The organism is Arthrobacter sp. PvP023 (assembly GCF_017832975.1).
Taxonomy (GTDB): domain Bacteria; phylum Actinomycetota; class Actinomycetes; order Actinomycetales; family Micrococcaceae; genus Arthrobacter.
Genome location: NZ_JAFIBI010000001.1, coordinates 2,379,629 through 2,394,736, shown reverse-complemented (window position 1 = coordinate 2,394,736; position 15,108 = coordinate 2,379,629). Strand labels below are relative to the sequence as shown.

The following is a 15,108-nucleotide window of genomic DNA, read 5'->3' as shown; positions in this document are numbered from 1 at the left end:
CACATTGTGGTGTGCGGTCGCGCAAGAAAGCCGCGCCACAGGATGCGGCGCGGCTTTCAAGGGAGGTCGGCTGAACCTCGAAGAACAAGAAGACTTAGAAGTCCCAGTCCTCATCCTCGGTGTTGACAGCCTTGCCGATCACGTAAGACGAACCCGAGCCCGAGAAGAAGTCGTGGTTCTCGTCAGCGTTCGGGGACAGGGCCGAGAGGATGGCCGGGTTCACGTCGGTGACGGAGGCCGGGAACATGGCTTCGTAGCCCAGGTTCATCAGGGCCTTGTTGGCGTTGTAGTGCAGGAACTTCTTGACGTCCTCGGCCAGGCCGACGGAGTCGTAGAGGTCGTGCGTGTATTGGACTTCGTTTTCGTACAGCTCGAAGAGCAGTTCGAAGGTGTAGTCCTTGATCTCCTGGCGCTTCTCCTCGGAGACCTTCTCCAGGCCCTTCTGGAACTTGTAGCCGATGTAGTAGCCGTGCACGGCCTCATCGCGGATGATCAGGCGGATCAGGTCTGCCGTGTTCGTCAGCTTGGCCCGTGAGGACCAGTACATCGGCAGGTAGAAGCCCGAGTAGAACAGGAAGCTCTCCAGAAGCGTGGAAGCCACCTTGCGCTTCAGGGGGTCGTCACCCTGGTAGTAGTCCATGACGATCTGCGCCTTCTTCTGAAGGTTCGCGTTCTCGGTGGACCAGCGGAACGCCTCGTCGATCTCCTTGGTGGAGGCCAGCGTGGAGAAGATGGATGAGTAGCTCTTGGCGTGCACGGACTCCATGAAGGCGATGTTCGTGTACACGGCTTCTTCATGCGGGGTGATCGCGTCCGGGATCAGTGAGACGGCGCCAACGGTGCCCTGGATGGTGTCCAGCAGGGTCAGGCCGGTGAACACGCGCATAGTGAGCTGCTGCTCGTCCGGCGTCAGCGTCGCCCACGACTGGACGTCGTTGGACAGCGGCACCTTCTCCGGCAGCCAGAAGTTGTTGACCAGGCGGTTCCAGACATCCACGTCCTTGTCGTCCTGGATGCGGTTCCAGTTGATGGCCTCGACGTGGCTAAGCAGCTTGACCTTCTCGGTCATGTCATCCCCTAAACGTTGGGTGGTTTCTCTAAGTTAAAGCGTACGACGGCGGGCGGGCGCCCGCCGTCGTACTCAAGCTATGGTCTCGACAGGCTCGACCACGGGGGTTACAGCATGCAGCTGACGCAGCCCTCCACCTCGGTCCCTTCCAGCGCAAGCTGGCGGAGACGGATGTAGTAGATGGTCTTGATGCCCTTCTTCCAGGCGTAGATCTGGGCCCTGTTGATGTCGCGCGTGGTGGCGGTGTCCTTGAAGAACAGCGTCAGGGACAGGCCCTGGTCCACGTGCTGCGTGGCAGCGGCGTAGGTGTCGATGACCTTCTCGTAGCCGATCTCGTACGCGTCCTGGTAGTACTCCAGGTTGTCGTTCGTCAGGTACGGCGCCGGGTAGTACACGCGGCCCAGCTTGCCTTCCTTGCGGATTTCGATCTTGGACGCGACCGGGTGGATCGAGGAGGTGGAGTTGTTGATGTAGCTGATCGAGCCCGTCGGCGGAACGGCCTGCAGGTTCTGGTTGTAGATGCCGTGCTCCATGACGGACGCCTTCAACTCGCGCCAGTCATCCTGGGTGGGGATGTGGATGTTCTTGAACAGCTCCGCAACCTTGGCGGTCTGAGGCACCCACTCCTGCTCCGTGTACTTGTCGAAGAACTCGCCCGAGGCGTACTTGGACTTCTCGAAGCCGCCGAAGGTCTGGCCTGTCTGGATGGCCAGCTTATTGGAGGCGCGGACCGCGTGGTACACCACCGAGTAGAAGTAGATGTTGGTGAAGTCCAGGCCCTCTTCGGAACCGTAGTGCACCCGCTCACGTGCCAGGTAGCCGTGCAGGTTCATCTGGCCCAGGCCGATGGCGTGGCTCTGGTCGTTGCCGCGGGCGATGGACGGCACCGAGGTGATGTTGGACATGTCCGACACAGCCGAGAGCGAGCGGATGGCCGTCTCGATGGTCAGGCCGAAGTCCGGCGAATCCATGGTCTTCGCGATGTTCAGCGAGCCCAGGTTGCAGGAGATGTCCTTGCCGGTCTGGTCGTAGGACAGGTCATCGTGGTACGTGGTGGGCTGCGAAACCTGGAGGATCTCGGAGCACAGGTTGGACATGATGATCTTGCCGTCGATCGGGTTTTCCCGGTTCACGGTGTCCTCGAACATGATGTACGGGTAGCCGGATTCGAACTGGATCTCGGCGAGGGTCTGGAAGAACTCGCGCGCCTTGATCTTGGTCTTCTTGATCCGGGAATCGTCCACCATCTCGTAGTACTTCTCGGTGACCGAGACATCGGAGAACGGCATGCCGTAGACGCGTTCGACGTCGTACGGGGAAAACAGGTACATGTCCTCGTCCCGCTTGGCCAGCTCGAAAGTGATGTCCGGGATCACGACGCCGAGTGAGAGGGTCTTGATGCGGATCTTTTCGTCCGCGTTTTCCCGCTTGGTGTCCAGGAACCGGTAGATGTCCGGGTGGTGGGCGTGCAGGTACACCGCGCCGGCACCCTGGCGGGCACCGAGCTGGTTGGCGTAGGAGAAGCTGTCCTCGAGGAGCTTCATCACGGGGATGACGCCGGAGGACTGGTTTTCGATCTGCTTGATCGGCGCGCCGACTTCGCGGATGTTGGTCAGCGCGAACGCCACGCCGCCGCCGCGCTTGGACAGCTGCAGGGCGGAGTTGATGGAACGGCCGATCGACTCCATGTTGTCTTCGATGCGGAGCAGGAAGCAGGAGACGAGCTCGCCGCGCTGCTTCTTGCCGGCGTTCAGGAACGTGGGGGTGGCCGGCTGGAAGCGGCCCTCGATGATCTCGTCCACCATCTGCAGGGCAAGCTGCTCGTCGCCGCGGGCCAGGTGCAGGGCAACCATGCAGACGCGGTCCTCGTAGCGCTCCAGGAAGCGCTTGCCGTCAAACGTCTTCAGCGTGTAGGACGTGTAGAACTTGAACGCGCCCAGGAAGGTCTCAAAGCGGAACTTCTTCTTGTAGGCGCGGTTGAAGAGTTCACGGATGAAGTTCATCGTGTACTGGTCGAGGGTCTCGCGCTCGTAGTACTGGTTCTTCACCAGGTAGTCGAGCTTCTCTTCCAGGTCGTGGAAGAACACGGTGTTGTTGTTCACGTGCTGCAGGAAGTACTGGTGCGCGGCCTCGCGGTCCGCCTCGAACTGGATCTCCCCGTTCGGTCCGTACAGGTTCAGCATCGCGTTCAGTTCGTGGTAGCCCAGCCCCTTGTAGGCGGCGGGCAGCGCGGGCTTCTCTGCGGTCTTCTCGACGGCGGCCCCCGCGCGGGGACCCTGACCCTCAGGCATGGTTACTTCTGTGTCTGCGACAGTAGTGTCCAAAACTTGTCCAATCCTTGGTTTACCAGGCGGACGTCTTCAGGCGTCCCCATGAGTTCGAAGCGGTAGAGGTGCGGTATCTGGCATTTGAAGGCGATGATGTCGCCCGCCATGCAGTAGTTGTCCCCAAAATTCGTGTTTCCTGCGCCGATCACCCCGCGGATCAGAGCCCTGTTCTGCGGGTTGTTGAGGAACCGGATCACCTGTTTCGGCACTGAACCCTCGCCGCCCGTTCCTCCGTAGGTGGGAACCACCAGGACGAAGGGTTCGGTAGCTACGAGTTCAGTTTCACGCTGATGCAGGGGAATCCGGGCTGCATCCCGGCCGAGCTTCTCAATGAAGCGCCGGGTATTCTCGGAAGCCGAGGAAAAGTAGATGAGGTGACTGGAGGTCCGGTTCATGGGCGTCGTATTCACAGCATCTGCTGCGAGCGGCGCATCGGCAAGTGCCGGCGCTGCCATGGGAGTCACCTCATCTACGTAAAGTTCTTTGCCGGAAGCGGCGGGCGGCGCCTAGGCCACTGAGGCGGCTGCGCTCAGCGCCAGCTCCTCGATCTTGTCCGGGCGGAAGCCTGACCAGTGATCCTGGTCCGTGACCACGACGGGAGCCTGCATGTAGCCGAGGGCCTTCAGCCGCTCGAGGGCATCCGCGTCCTGGGAGATGTCGACGCTCTGGTAGGTGATGCCCTTCTTGTCCAGCGCGCGATATGTTGCGTTGCACTGAACACAGGCCGGCTTCGTGTAAACCGTAACGGTCATGGTTCCTGTCCCCTTTGTTGAAGTCACTGCTTTTTGAAGTCTCTGGATCATCGTTGCGGTAGACACTGCCCGGATCTGAAACCCCTGCTCGATGCCGGTCCTGCGTCCCGCTCAATCTGTATGTCGATACTACATGTAGTGCACGGCCCCGATGTGGACCCCAACATGATGTATTACAAGTATGTCATTTAATGCACCGTTAATCCACAGGCCAGGGGCTGAAAAATGTCCGTGTTTCAGCTGTTTTAATGGACGAAATCCACACCCTGTGGAGGAGTTAGCCACAATTAATCCCCCAGCGTGTCGCGCCGTAGACGGCGTGTCGCCGCCGCGCGGCAGGCGTGTCGGAGGGCACACAAAAGGGGTCCTGAAACCTTTTTCAGGACCCCCGATGTGATGAAAGGAACTGCGTGGCGGCCAGAGCCGACCCGCCGGACGGTGTCGGGCTCAGCCGCGCGGAGCCGGCCGGCTGCAGAGAATCTGTTCCACGCCCATCCTGCCTTCAGCGAAGCTGCGCAGGGCACCGACGAGGTAGAGCCGCCAGACGCGCGCTATCTCCTCCCCCATCATGTCGACGGCGGCTTCCTGGTTCGCCTCGAAATTGGCGTACCAGGCCTCAAGGGTGCGCACATAGTCCGTCCGCATTGCCTCCACGGCCTGGACCTCAAAGCCGGCATCCTCCAGGAAACCGAGGGTCTCGCCGACCGGGCGCATGTGCATGTCCGGTGCGATGAAGGATTCGATGAACGGCCCTCCCCCGGGGTGCTTTCCGCGCCGGGACATCTGCTGGACCAGAACGCGCCCGCCGGGAACGACGTTATTGAACAACGCAGCTGCATACACGGGGTAGTTGCGCTGGCCCACGTGTTCGCCCATCTCCAGGGAGGCGACGGCGTCGAACGGCCCGTCCGGGATCTCGCGGTAGTCCTGGATCCGGATGTCCACACGGCCTTCCAGTCCGCGTTCGCCGATCCGGGCGTCGATGAAGGCCTTCTGTTCCGTGGAAAGCGTGACACCCACGACGTCGGCACCGTAGTGCTGTGCTGCGTGCAGGCTCAGCGAACCCCAGCCGCAGCCGACATCGAGCAGGCGCATGCCGGGCTTAAGCCCGATCTTCCGGCAGACGAGGTCCAGCTTGTCCCGCTGGGCGTCCTCCAGCCCGTAGTTCTCGGAGGAGTCCGTCCAGTACGCGCTCGAGTAGGCCATCTGGGGATCAAGGATGAGGCCGTAGAACTCGTTGCTGAGGTCGTAGTGGTGGCTGATGGCCGCCCGGTCCCGGAGGAGGCTGTGGAGCTTTCCCTTCACCCGGGCCTGGCTGGCGGGCGGCTGCGGCGGAGTGCCGATGGCACCTGCCGCCTTTGCGATCCTGCCCACGCCTGCCAGGACGGCAGGCGTGGGCCGGATCCCGGAGAGTCCTCGTTCGCGGACCACCTTCCAGAGGTGTTCCAGGGCTGAGTTCAGGTCGCCGTCGACGTCCAGTTCGCCGGTGACGTACGCCTGGGCTGCCCCGAGCTCCCCCGGCGCCCACAGCAGCCGGCGGATGGCGTCGGGATCCTTCAGCCGCACTACCGGAGCGTCGGCCGGGCCCGCCTCGCTGCCGTCCCACACCTTGAGCCGGACGGGAAGTTCCCCGCCGACCACCGGGCGCAGGACCTCGGCGATGGTGTCCGCGAGCGGAGCCGTCATACTGCGGCTCCGCCGGCCGCACGCCTGGATGCTGCGTGGTCCAGGACAATCTGCTGGACGTCGAGGTAGCCCGTCTCAAAGCCTGCCCTGGAATAGCAGAGGTAGAACAGCCACATCCGCTGGAAGATCGAATCGAACCCCATGGCCGCTACCTCGTCGGCGCGGGACATGAAGCGTTCCTCCCAGAGCCGCAGGGTCTGCGCATAGTGCTCGCCCATGGCGAGGCGTTCGCGGACCCGGAGCCCGGTCTGCTTCTCGGTGATTTCCTCGATGGCCCGGACGGATGGAATGACGCCGCCGGGGAAGATGTACTTGTGCACCCAGGTGTAGCTTGTCCGGGTGGCGATCAGCCGGTCGTGCGCGATGGTGATCGCCTGGATGGCCACCTTCCCGCCGGGTGCCAGGACGCGCTCGATCGTCTGGAAGTAGGTGGCCCAGTATTCGTAGCCGACGGCCTCGATCATTTCCACCGAGACAACGGCGTCGTACTCGCCTTCCACCGCCCGGTAGTCCTTGAGCTCAATGGTGACGGCATCGGCGTAGCCGGCCTCGGCCACGCGCTGGCGGGCAAGTTCCTGCTGTTCGCTGGAGAGCGTGACCGAATACACCGTGGCGCCGCGGGCAGCAGCACGCAGCGCGAGTTCGCCCCAGCCCGTGCCGATTTCCAGCACGCGCGTCCCCTCGCCGACGCCGGCTTTGTCCAGCAGCCGGTCGATCTTCGCCTGCTGCGCGGCGGCGAAACCGTCCCAGGCCACCGTCCGCAGGGAGTCGCCCCGTTCCGGGAACAGCGCACTGGAGTAGGTCATGGTGCTGTCCAGGAACGAGGAAAACAGTTCGTTGGAGAGATCGTAGTGCCGGGAGATGTTGGAGCGTGTGTTCTGTTCGGTGTTCCGTTCCCTGCGCGGCTGGCGCGGCAGGTAGAGTGCGCGCAGTTTCTGCAAGGGCTCGGGCACGAGGGTCCCGACGCGGGCCGCGAAGACTTCCATGACGGCGGTGAGATCGTCGGCGTCCCAGTCGCCGGCCATGTAGGACTCGCCGAGTCCGATCAGCCCGCCGTCGCCCAGCCGGGCAGCGAAAGCCTCCGGCCGGTTCATGGTCATGACCGGGTACGGATTGCCGGGTGCCGGATCGGACGCCGCTTTGCCGAGGACGGTGCCGTCCGGGTACCGGACTTCCAGCGGCAGGGTACGGACGGCGGCCCTGAAGATGGCGTCCGCAATCCGCCCGGCCACCCGTGCCTTGAGGCTGTCAGGCGTGGTGGCGATGCTGGGCCAGATGGCGGCGTCGATAGTGACGGGCGGCTGTGGAACCGAGTACGGAACCCGGCCTGCGTGGCCTTCGCCCTGTCCGCGCCCCGCTGCGGATCCGGTAGCTTCGGTGATGGTCACTGTACTGCCTCCTGTGAAGGGTGTTGTGGTCGTTTGATGATGGGCAGCCGACGCGCCCAAAGTTTGATGCCCTGCCAGCGGATCTGCGCAGACACTCGGAGCGGCGCCAGCGGAACCGCTAGCGCGGCGGAGAGGATGTTCGGCACCGATGCCTCGCGGCGTTCGCCGTCAACCGTTGCCACGAAGGGCTTCTGGCCTTCGCGCTCCAGCACGATGGATACTGCGAGCCGCTCCCCCGGTTCCGGAAGTTTCATCCGGTACTGGCCTTCGACGTCGTTGAACGGGGAAACGTAGAACGCTTTGGGAACGCTGGCCCTGCCAGAATGGTCTGTTTCGAGCAGGTAACAGTGCCGTTCACCATAGGTGTTGTGGACCTCCGCAACCACGCAGCGCAGGCCGCCGGAGGCGTCATGGCACCAGAACAGGCTGAGCGGGTTGAACACGTGGCCGAAAACCCGGGCGCTGGCCAGCATGGTGATCCTGCCGCCGTCGAGCTCTATTCCCCGGGTCCGCAGGAACCGTTCGACATTGCCCCGGAGCGAGCCGGCCGGGTCGCCAAGATGATCCGAGACGCGAAAACCGGCCAGCGGCCGGAGCGGCCACGGAAGTAACGGAAGCCTGTCGACGTCGACGTACCAGCTGTAGCTGCGGTAGGTAAAGGCATTCTGCAGGGGTGTGCGCCGCACATGGGCTATGGACGTACGGTAGATGGCTGCCCCTTGCATCAGGCGACCTCCGCGGCAACGCTCTGCAAGCCTGGACCGGAAACCGGCTGCTCCTCCCAGTTCCGGCCAAGCCGGGCAGCCGCTTTCACGCCGGAGAGGGCACCGTCCTCGTGGAAGCCCCAGCCGTGGTACGCGCCGGCGAAGGCCAGGTGTTCGTCCCCCAGGGCCAGGATCTGCTGCTGTGCCCGGAGCGAATCCGGCGTGTACTGCGGGTGCTCGTAGACCATCCGGTCCAGAACCGTCCCGTCGGCGATGAGTTCGGATTCCCCGAGGCTCACGATGTAGCGTCCGCCGTCGGCAGGTTCGAGTCGCTGCAGGCGCGTCATGTCGTAGCTGACCAGCACCTTGTCCGGACGTGCGTCGCAGGACGGCAGACGGTAGTTCCAGGACGCCTGGGCGTTTGCGCTGCGCGGCAGGACGGCTTCGTCGCGGTGGAACAGTGTCTGGTTCACCGAGTAGGGCATGCCGGCGAGCGCCTCGCGCTCGGCTGATGAGGCATCGGCGAGCATGCTCAGCGCCTGGGCCGGGTGGGTGGCAATCACGACGGCGTCGAAAGATTCCGTGCCCTGCGCGGTGGTCAGCTCAACGCCGTCACCGCGGCGGTGCACCGAGGTGACCGGGCTGGACAGCCGGATGTCCGTCAGCGTCGCGGCCAGCTTATCCACGTACGTGCGTGAGCCCCCCTTGACCGTCCGCCACTGGGGTGAGCCTGACACTCCGAGCAGCCCGTGATGGGCAAGGAAAGTGAACAGGTAGCGGGCCGGGTACGCCAGCGCCGTGGCGGGGTCGCAGGACCAGACGGCGCTCACCACGGGGGTCATAAAGTGCGAGATGAAGTAGTTGCTGAACTTCTCCCGGGCGAGGAAGTCCCCCAGCGTCAGTTCCGGTTCCCCGCCGGCGGCCGCATTCCGGGACGCCCCGGCAAGCAAAGCCCGGGCACGGCGGTGGAAGCGTGTCACCTCCAGCAGCATCAGCAGGTACCGGCCGCGCAGGAGGGTGGACGGCCGGGGAATGATGCCGCGCCCCTTGGCGCGGGCGCCGGCATATTCCAGGCCGCAGCCGTCGCAGCGCACCGACATGCTCATCTCGGAGTCCTGCGTCTCCACGCCGAGCTCCGCGAAGAGCCGCAGGAGCGTGGGGTAGGTGCGTTCGTTGTGGACGATGAAACCCGTGTCCACGCCAAGGTCAGGGCCGCCCTCCTGCCCTACATCGTGGGTGTGGGCATGCCCGCCCAACCGGGAGTCCGCCTCGAATAACGTCACGTTGTCCCGCTGGTTCAGGACATATGCCGCGGTCAGTCCTGCCACGCCGCTGCCAATGACGGCTACCCGCCGGCCGTCCGGAATGCTTGCTGCTTGCGACACTGATCTGCTCCTGTTGGCTTCGCCTGAATCGTCCTGATGAATCGTCTTATGGGCAATTCGTCACCGAGGGGTTCCCGGATGACTACGAATTCCAGCCGGGCGCCTTGACGCGATTCTGCCCCATGAACGCGGCCCGCCTGACGCGACATTCCGGGGCTGAGGGGCGATATGCCACAATGAAGCGGGATTTCCAAGGCGAAGGGCAACAATTGATCAACCCCGTTCATCTGCGGACCCTCGTGGAGGTCACCCGCCTTGGCTCATTCGCGGCAGCCGCCAACCGGCTGGGCTACACGGCTTCCGCGGTTTCCCAGCAGATGTCTGCCCTGGAACGGGACACGGGCGTGGACCTCTTCCAGCGTTCGGCCAGGAGCATCCAGCCCACCGAGGCCGCCCTGGTGATGACGCGGCACGCCGCCAAGGTCCTCACCGACATTGAGGCCCTCATGGCGGCCGCCTCCCGGACGCACGACGCCACCCATCAGGAGCTCAGGCTGGGCATCTTCCCGAGCCTGGCAACGTATGTCCTGCCGCGGATCCTGCAGAACCCGAAGTGGAAGGACCTGGGCATCGACCTCAGGGTGTCCGTGGCTGAGCCGTCCCAGACCATCCAGGGGCTGCGCACTGGCGGCGAACTAGATGTGGCCCTGGTCTACCAGGTGGGCCAGTCCGGCCTGGCATGGCCCCACACCGTGAACCGGCAATGGATCGGCGACGACGAATTCCGTGTGGTGCTGCCGGCAGCCTGGGGTTTCCGTGCCGAGGCCAAAGTGGCGGCGGACCATCTGTCCGATATGCCATGGATCGTCCACCACCCGGGCACCAGCGACGCCACGGTCATTGAACGGCTGTTCGCCAGCTGCAACCTGCACCCCCGCGTAGTGGCCTACAGCGACGATTTCCATGCCAGCCTCGAAATGGCCGCCGCGGGGCTGGGCGCCGCGCTGGTCCCTGAGCTTGCCCTGCGTCACCGGCCTGCCGGGGTGGTGGTCCTGGACGTTCCGGAGATCCGGCTGGCACGGAACGTCTTCGCCCTGCTGATCAATGACAAGCGGACGGCGCGGGTGCAGCTCTTCGTCGAACTCCTGGCTGACACCCTGCACAGCATGGGAACCGCCCGCTAGGCCTGAGGGGCACCGGGACGGCCGACTTTCGGACGGCCCGCTCTCGGACGGCCCGGCACCCGCCCGGCCAATGACAGCAGGGCGGTCACCACCTTGTCTTTCGCCCCTCCGTAAGGCGGATAGGCCAGCCGGAGGGTGTCCGGCCACATCGGCTTGTCCATGCCTGCCCGTTCGTGCGAGAACGTCCGCACGGAATGTTCACCGTGGTATGCCCCCATGCCGCTGCCGCCCACCCCGCCGAACGGGAGGCCCGGAACCGTGAGATGTGCCGCCGGTGCTCCGTAGGCCAGCGCGCCCGACGACGTTTCCGCTGCGAAGGCGCTGCGCACGGCGTCCTCTTCACTGAAGACATACACTGCCAGCGGCTTGGAACCGGAATTGATCATGCGGATGGCTTCATCACGCCCGGATACCGGCACCAGCGGCAGCAGCGGACCGAAGATTTCCTCGCCCAGGACTGCATCGCCGGGGGCGGGGCGCAGCAGGGTCGGTGCAAAATACCTGCTGCCCGGGTCCCGCTGGCCGCCGTGCACCACGGTGCTGCCGTCCGCCAGTTCAGCGATTCTTTCAAAGTGCCGGCCATCCACGATCCGGCCGTAGGAAGCGCTGGACGCCGGGTCCTTGCCGAACATGGCGGTGATGGCGTCCACAAGCAGCGGTTCCAGCGCGTCCAGAACCTCGGGGGCGGCCAGCACATAATCCGGTGCGACGCACGTTTGCCCGGCATTCATGAACCTGCCCCAGGCAAGGCGTCCGGCGGTGGTCGCGAGGTCGGCGGTCCCGTCCACGAAAGCCGGGCACCTGCCACCCAGTTCCAGGGTCACCGGCGTCAGGTGTTCGACCGCAGCCCGCATGACCACCCGGGCCGCGTCCTGGCCGCCGGTGAAGAAGATGTGGTCGAAGCGCTCTGCCAGCAGTGCCTTGGTTTCCGGGATGCCTCCGGGCACCACCTCGGCGGCACCGCCCAGATACTCCGGCACCCAGCGGACCAGGGCGGCCGATGTGGCAGGGGCGTGCTCGCTCGGCTTGACCACCACGGTGTTGCCGGCCGCCAGGGCCCCGGCCATCGGCGCCAGCGTCAACTGGACCGGGTAGTTCCAGGTACCGATCACCAGCACCACTCCGAGCGGAGTCAGCTCGGTCCAGGCCCGGGCCGGCTGCACGGCAAGCGGAACGTCCACCCGGCGGCGCCGAAGCCAGCCCGCAAGATGCCGCTCCAGGTGGGCCACTTCCGCGGTCACAAAACCGATCTCGGTCAGCTGGGACTCGCTGCGGTGCTTGCCCAGATCGCTGAGCAGCGCAGCGGCAAAATCCTCCCGGTGTTCAGTCAGCATCCTGCGCAGATTGCCCAGCTGTTCGAGCCGCCAGGCCAGCGGGCGGCTCACCCCGCTGTCGAACAGTTCTCGGGATCGGGCGACGGCGGCAGCGGCAGTAAGCATCCGATCAATGTACCCGGGCAAGGACGCAACGAGGGTTATGGACCGGGGGTCCGGCGCCAGATAAAAATCCCTGATGCTGGAATGGACTGCCCGAGAGGACTATGTTGAACATATGAACAAGGTAGCGAGCCGGCTCTTTGGTGAGATCGAGCTTAACCACGGCCGGGACCACAACATTGCAGCGAAGCATGAACTGGGCGGGCAGCCGGTTGAGCTGGACCTCAACATCAATGCGCACGACCACTTCGACGAGGCGGCCATGCACAAGGTGGACTACCGGCTGCGGTACCTGCCCGAGCTCGTGGACCAGGTGCGGGACATGATCGCCGAGGAGCTGGAACAGGAGGGCACCAGCCCCCAGGAGTACCGGCACTTCCACTGCAACGCCATCAAGGATGAGCACCTCAAGAAGGTCTTCGGCGTGGAAGACAAAAGCCAGCTGACGAATGCGGTGTTCCTGAAGGCCCTGAAACTCGGCCACGTGGGAATCTACCCCGGCCAGCCTGAACGCTACTTTGTCCTCGACTTCACCCTGGGCGAGCATTTCACTGACGAAGTCCTGGTGGCCTCCGCGGATGAAGACGGCGTCGTCGACGACGAAATCGTCTGGGAGTCCTAAATCGACTGCTCCGTGGGCGCCCTTTTGAGCGGTCAAAAGGGCAGTTGCTCAGCAGTCGATGCGTGATTAACGACGACGGCGCCCGGTCACCTAAAAAGTGACCGGGCGCCGTCGTGCTTTAGTCAGTGGTTGTTACCTGGCTGCTTCGAGCAGTTCAGCGCGGACCGTCTTGGTGGCCGCGACGAGGTTACGCAGGGACTCTTCGGTCTCTGCGTAGCCGCGGGTCTTCAGGCCGCAGTCCGGGTTGACCCAGAGCTGGCGGGACGGGACGTGCTTCACGGCGGTGCTGAGCAGCTCGGTGACTTCCTGCTCACCCGGGACGCGCGGCGAGTGGATGTCGTAGACGCCCGGGCCAACGCCGCGGCCGAAGCCGTGGGACTCGAGGTCGTGGACAACTTCCATGCGGGAGCGTGCGGCCTCGATCGAGGTGACGTCAGCATCCAGTCCGTCGATCGCGTCGATGATGGCGCCGAACTCCGAGTAGCACAGGTGGGTGTGGATCTGCGTGGAATCGGCAGCACCGGCAGTGGCCAGGCGGAACGAGTTGACGGACCAGTCCAGGTACGCGGCCTGGTCGGCTTTGCGCAGGGGAAGGAGTTCGCGCAGTGCGGGCTCGTCCACCTGGATGACCTTGATGCCGGCTGCTTCGAGGTCGGCGATTTCGTCGCGCAGGGCCAGGCCGACCTGGTTGGCGGTTTCGCCCAGCGGCTGGTCGTCGCGGACGAAGGACCAGGCCAGGATGGTGACCGGACCGGTGAGCATGCCCTTCATCGGTTTGCTGGTCAGCGACTGGGCGTACTCGGCCCACTTCACCGTGATGGGGGCGCTGCGGGTGACGTCGCCCCACAGGATGGACGGACGGGTGCAGCGTGAGCCGTAGGACTGGACCCAGCCGTGGACCGTGACGTCGAAGCCTTCCAGGTTCTCGGCGAAGTACTGGACCATGTCGTTGCGCTCGGGCTCGCCGTGGACCAGGACGTCGTAGCCGAGCTCTTCCTGGAGCTCCACAACGCGCTTGATCTCGTCCTTCATGAGCTGCTCGTACTGCTCGTCGGTGAGGTCGCCCTTGTTGTTACGGGCGCGGGCGGAACGGATTTCGGAGGTCTGCGGGAAGGAGCCGATGGTGGTGGTGGGCAGCGGCGGCAGGTGCAGGGCCTCTTCCTGGGCTGCTTCTCGGACCGAGTACTCGGAGCGGTTGAAGTCGGCCGGGGTCAGGGCGGCGGTGCGGGCCCGGACATCGGCGCGCTGCACACCCTCGGCGGCGGCGCGGGACGCGATGATGCGGGTGGCTTCGTCGATGGCCTGCTGCACTGTGTTTGTTTCAACACCGGCGGCATCCGTCAGCAGGCCGGCGAGGGTTGCCACTTCAACGGCCTTCTGGTCGGCGAATGCCAGCCAGCTGCGGAGCTGCTCGGACAGCTGGGTCTCTTCCTCGACGTCGTGCGGGACGTGCTGGGTGGAGGTGGAGGTGCTGACCGCGAGCTTGGCCACGGACTTCTTCAGTTCGGCGATCTTCTCCGCAGAGGCGGCGAGATCGTTGCGCCAGATGTTGTGGCCGTCAACGACGCCGGCGACCAGGGTCTTGCTGCCCAGTGCAGCGAGTGCCGCTGCGGAGGGAACCGCGCCCTTGAAGACGTCGATGTGCAGGGCGTCGATATTGGTGGCCGCGAGGGTGCCAAGCTGGCCATTGAGTGCGCCGTACGGGGTGGAAACGAACAGCTGCGGGCGGCGGGCTGCAGCGGACAGGACCTCGTAGGAGCGGGCAACGGCGGCCTGGATCGCTTCGGCGGAGGTGTCCTGGTCAACCACGAGGGCGGGCTCGTCGAGCTGGATCCAGCTTGCTCCGGCGGCGGCCAGCTTCTCCAGCAGTGCAGTGTAGACCGGCAGGACGTCCTCGAGGCGGGATAGCGGGCTGAAACCGGCCGGGGCGTCGTCGGAAGCCTTGCTCAGGAGCAGGAAGGTGACCGGACCCACAATGTACGGGCGGGTCTCCACGCCGTTGGCGAGGGCGTACTCAAACTCCTCTACGATGCGGTTGGAGGTCAGCGCGAACTTGGTCTCGGGGCCGATTTCCGGCACCAGGTAGTGGTAGTTGGTGTCGAACCACTTGGTCATTTCCAGCGGCTGCTCGTCCTTGGTGCCGCGGGCCAGGGTGAAGTAGCCGTCGATGTCCAGCTGTCCCTCGGCGTTGAGGAGGTTGCCGAAACGGGCCGGCACGGCGCCGAGGTGGGCGGCGGCGTCGAGCACCTGGTCGTAGAAGGAGAAGGTGCCCGGAACAGCGGCGGCTTCGGTCAGGCCGAGTCCCTGCAGGCGCTTGGCGGTGCCCAGCTGGATTTCCTTCGCTGCGGCATCGAGGGCGGCGGCGTCGATCTTGCCGGCCCAGTAGGCTTCGACGGCCTTCTTCAGTTCGCGGCGGCGGCCGATGCGCGGGTAGCCCAGGATCGAAGCGGACGGGAAGGGAGTGGTCACGGCCGGGGTGTTCTGCTCAGTCATGTGGAATTCCTTGGGTGTTGGTGAAAGTCAGGGGTGTTGGATGAAAGTGTCAATGCCGGAGGGCGCGCCGGAGCCACGGGCGGGCGGTGCTGCCGAACGTGCGGTGCGTGCCGCGGGCGGGC

The 15,108-nt window shown here is 64.8% G+C and carries 12 protein-coding genes; 2 read left to right on the top strand and 10 right to left on the bottom strand.

Translation table 11 applies throughout. From position 1 onward, the window contains the following. Positions 1 to 94: 94 nt before the first annotated feature. The 8 genes from nrdF to JOE31_RS11000 all read right to left on the bottom strand — a co-directional run bounded on the left by nrdF (position 95) and on the right by JOE31_RS11000 (position 9,311). Positions 95 to 1,069, bottom strand: a complete 975-nt coding sequence (gene nrdF, locus JOE31_RS11035) for a class 1b ribonucleoside-diphosphate reductase subunit beta (protein WP_011692198.1) — start codon at positions 1,067 to 1,069, stop codon at positions 95 to 97. Between the two features lie 107 nt (positions 1,070 to 1,176). After that, positions 1,177 to 3,360 (bottom strand): class 1b ribonucleoside-diphosphate reductase subunit alpha, encoded by a 2,184-nt coding sequence (gene nrdE / locus JOE31_RS11030; protein WP_374100835.1) that lies wholly within the window; start codon positions 3,358 to 3,360, stop codon positions 1,177 to 1,179. Between the two features lie 2 nt (positions 3,361 to 3,362). Continuing rightward, positions 3,363 to 3,851 carry a class Ib ribonucleoside-diphosphate reductase assembly flavoprotein NrdI gene (nrdI, locus tag JOE31_RS11025; protein ID WP_209744259.1) on the bottom strand — a complete coding sequence of 163 codons (489 nt, stop codon included), beginning with the start codon at positions 3,849 to 3,851 and terminating at the stop codon, positions 3,363 to 3,365. Between the two features lie 51 nt (positions 3,852 to 3,902). After that, positions 3,903 to 4,148 carry a glutaredoxin-like protein NrdH gene (gene nrdH, locus JOE31_RS11020; RefSeq protein WP_011692201.1) on the bottom strand — a complete coding sequence of 82 codons (246 nt, stop codon included), beginning with the start codon at positions 4,146 to 4,148 and terminating at the stop codon, positions 3,903 to 3,905. A gap of 447 nt (positions 4,149 to 4,595) precedes the next feature. Beyond that, complete coding sequence (locus JOE31_RS11015; protein WP_209744256.1) at positions 4,596 to 5,834, bottom strand: cyclopropane-fatty-acyl-phospholipid synthase family protein; 1,239 nt, start codon at positions 5,832 to 5,834, stop codon at positions 4,596 to 4,598. Beyond that, entirely contained in the window at positions 5,831 to 7,222 is a 1,392-nt protein-coding gene (locus JOE31_RS11010; protein ID WP_209744254.1) for a class I SAM-dependent methyltransferase, read from the bottom strand. Before JOE31_RS11010 ends, JOE31_RS11015 begins: the two co-directional genes overlap by 4 nt. Then, the gene (locus JOE31_RS11005) at positions 7,219 to 7,947 is read right to left on the bottom strand and encodes a DUF1365 domain-containing protein (RefSeq protein WP_209744251.1); all 729 of its coding nucleotides are present in this window, start codon (positions 7,945 to 7,947) and stop codon (positions 7,219 to 7,221) included. The genes JOE31_RS11010 and JOE31_RS11005 overlap by 4 nt, the downstream gene beginning before the upstream one ends. Next, complete coding sequence (locus tag JOE31_RS11000; protein ID WP_209744248.1) at positions 7,947 to 9,311, bottom strand: FAD-dependent oxidoreductase; 1,365 nt, start codon at positions 9,309 to 9,311, stop codon at positions 7,947 to 7,949. Before JOE31_RS11000 ends, JOE31_RS11005 begins: the two co-directional genes overlap by 1 nt. A gap of 209 nt (positions 9,312 to 9,520) precedes the next feature. On the opposite strand from JOE31_RS11000, the gene JOE31_RS10995 reads away from it, so the two are divergent. Next, positions 9,521 to 10,435, top strand: coding sequence for a LysR family transcriptional regulator (locus JOE31_RS10995; RefSeq protein ID WP_209744244.1), 915 nt, complete (start codon positions 9,521 to 9,523; stop codon positions 10,433 to 10,435). On the opposite strand, the gene JOE31_RS10990 is transcribed toward JOE31_RS10995, so the two are convergent. Beyond that, positions 10,432 to 11,874, bottom strand: coding sequence for an aldehyde dehydrogenase family protein (locus JOE31_RS10990; protein WP_209744240.1), 1,443 nt, complete (start codon positions 11,872 to 11,874; stop codon positions 10,432 to 10,434). The genes JOE31_RS10995 and JOE31_RS10990 overlap by 4 nt on opposite strands. A 112-nt stretch (positions 11,875 to 11,986) precedes the next feature. On the opposite strand from JOE31_RS10990, the gene JOE31_RS10985 reads away from it, so the two are divergent. Next, positions 11,987 to 12,493, top strand: a complete 507-nt coding sequence (locus tag JOE31_RS10985) for a DUF2004 domain-containing protein (protein ID WP_209744237.1) — start codon at positions 11,987 to 11,989, stop codon at positions 12,491 to 12,493. Between the two features lie 132 nt (positions 12,494 to 12,625). Here the strand turns inward: JOE31_RS10985 and metE are convergent, their stop codons facing one another. Continuing rightward, positions 12,626 to 14,986 carry a 5-methyltetrahydropteroyltriglutamate--homocysteine S-methyltransferase gene (gene metE, locus JOE31_RS10980; protein WP_209744235.1) on the bottom strand — a complete coding sequence of 787 codons (2,361 nt, stop codon included), beginning with the start codon at positions 14,984 to 14,986 and terminating at the stop codon, positions 12,626 to 12,628. Positions 14,987 to 15,108: the final 122 nt, after the last annotated feature.

Coding starts and splice junctions, on each gene's coding strand:
- JOE31_RS11005 (WP_209744251.1), bottom strand. CDS start 7,947: ATGCAAGGGGCAGCCATCTACCGTACGTCCATAGCCCATGTGCGGCGC.
- nrdH (WP_011692201.1), bottom strand. CDS start 4,148: ATGACCGTTACGGTTTACACGAAGCCGGCCTGTGTTCAGTGCAACGCA.
- JOE31_RS11015 (WP_209744256.1), bottom strand. CDS start 5,834: ATGACGGCTCCGCTCGCGGACACCATCGCCGAGGTCCTGCGCCCGGTG.
- JOE31_RS10985 (WP_209744237.1), top strand. CDS start 11,987: ATGAACAAGGTAGCGAGCCGGCTCTTTGGTGAGATCGAGCTTAACCAC.
- nrdI (WP_209744259.1), bottom strand. CDS start 3,851: ATGGCAGCGCCGGCACTTGCCGATGCGCCGCTCGCAGCAGATGCTGTG.
- nrdE (WP_374100835.1), bottom strand. CDS start 3,360: ATGCCTGAGGGTCAGGGTCCCCGCGCGGGGGCCGCCGTCGAGAAGACC.
- metE (WP_209744235.1), bottom strand. CDS start 14,986: ATGACTGAGCAGAACACCCCGGCCGTGACCACTCCCTTCCCGTCCGCT.
- JOE31_RS10990 (WP_209744240.1), bottom strand. CDS start 11,874: ATGCTTACTGCCGCTGCCGCCGTCGCCCGATCCCGAGAACTGTTCGAC.
- nrdF (WP_011692198.1), bottom strand. CDS start 1,069: ATGACCGAGAAGGTCAAGCTGCTTAGCCACGTCGAGGCCATCAACTGG.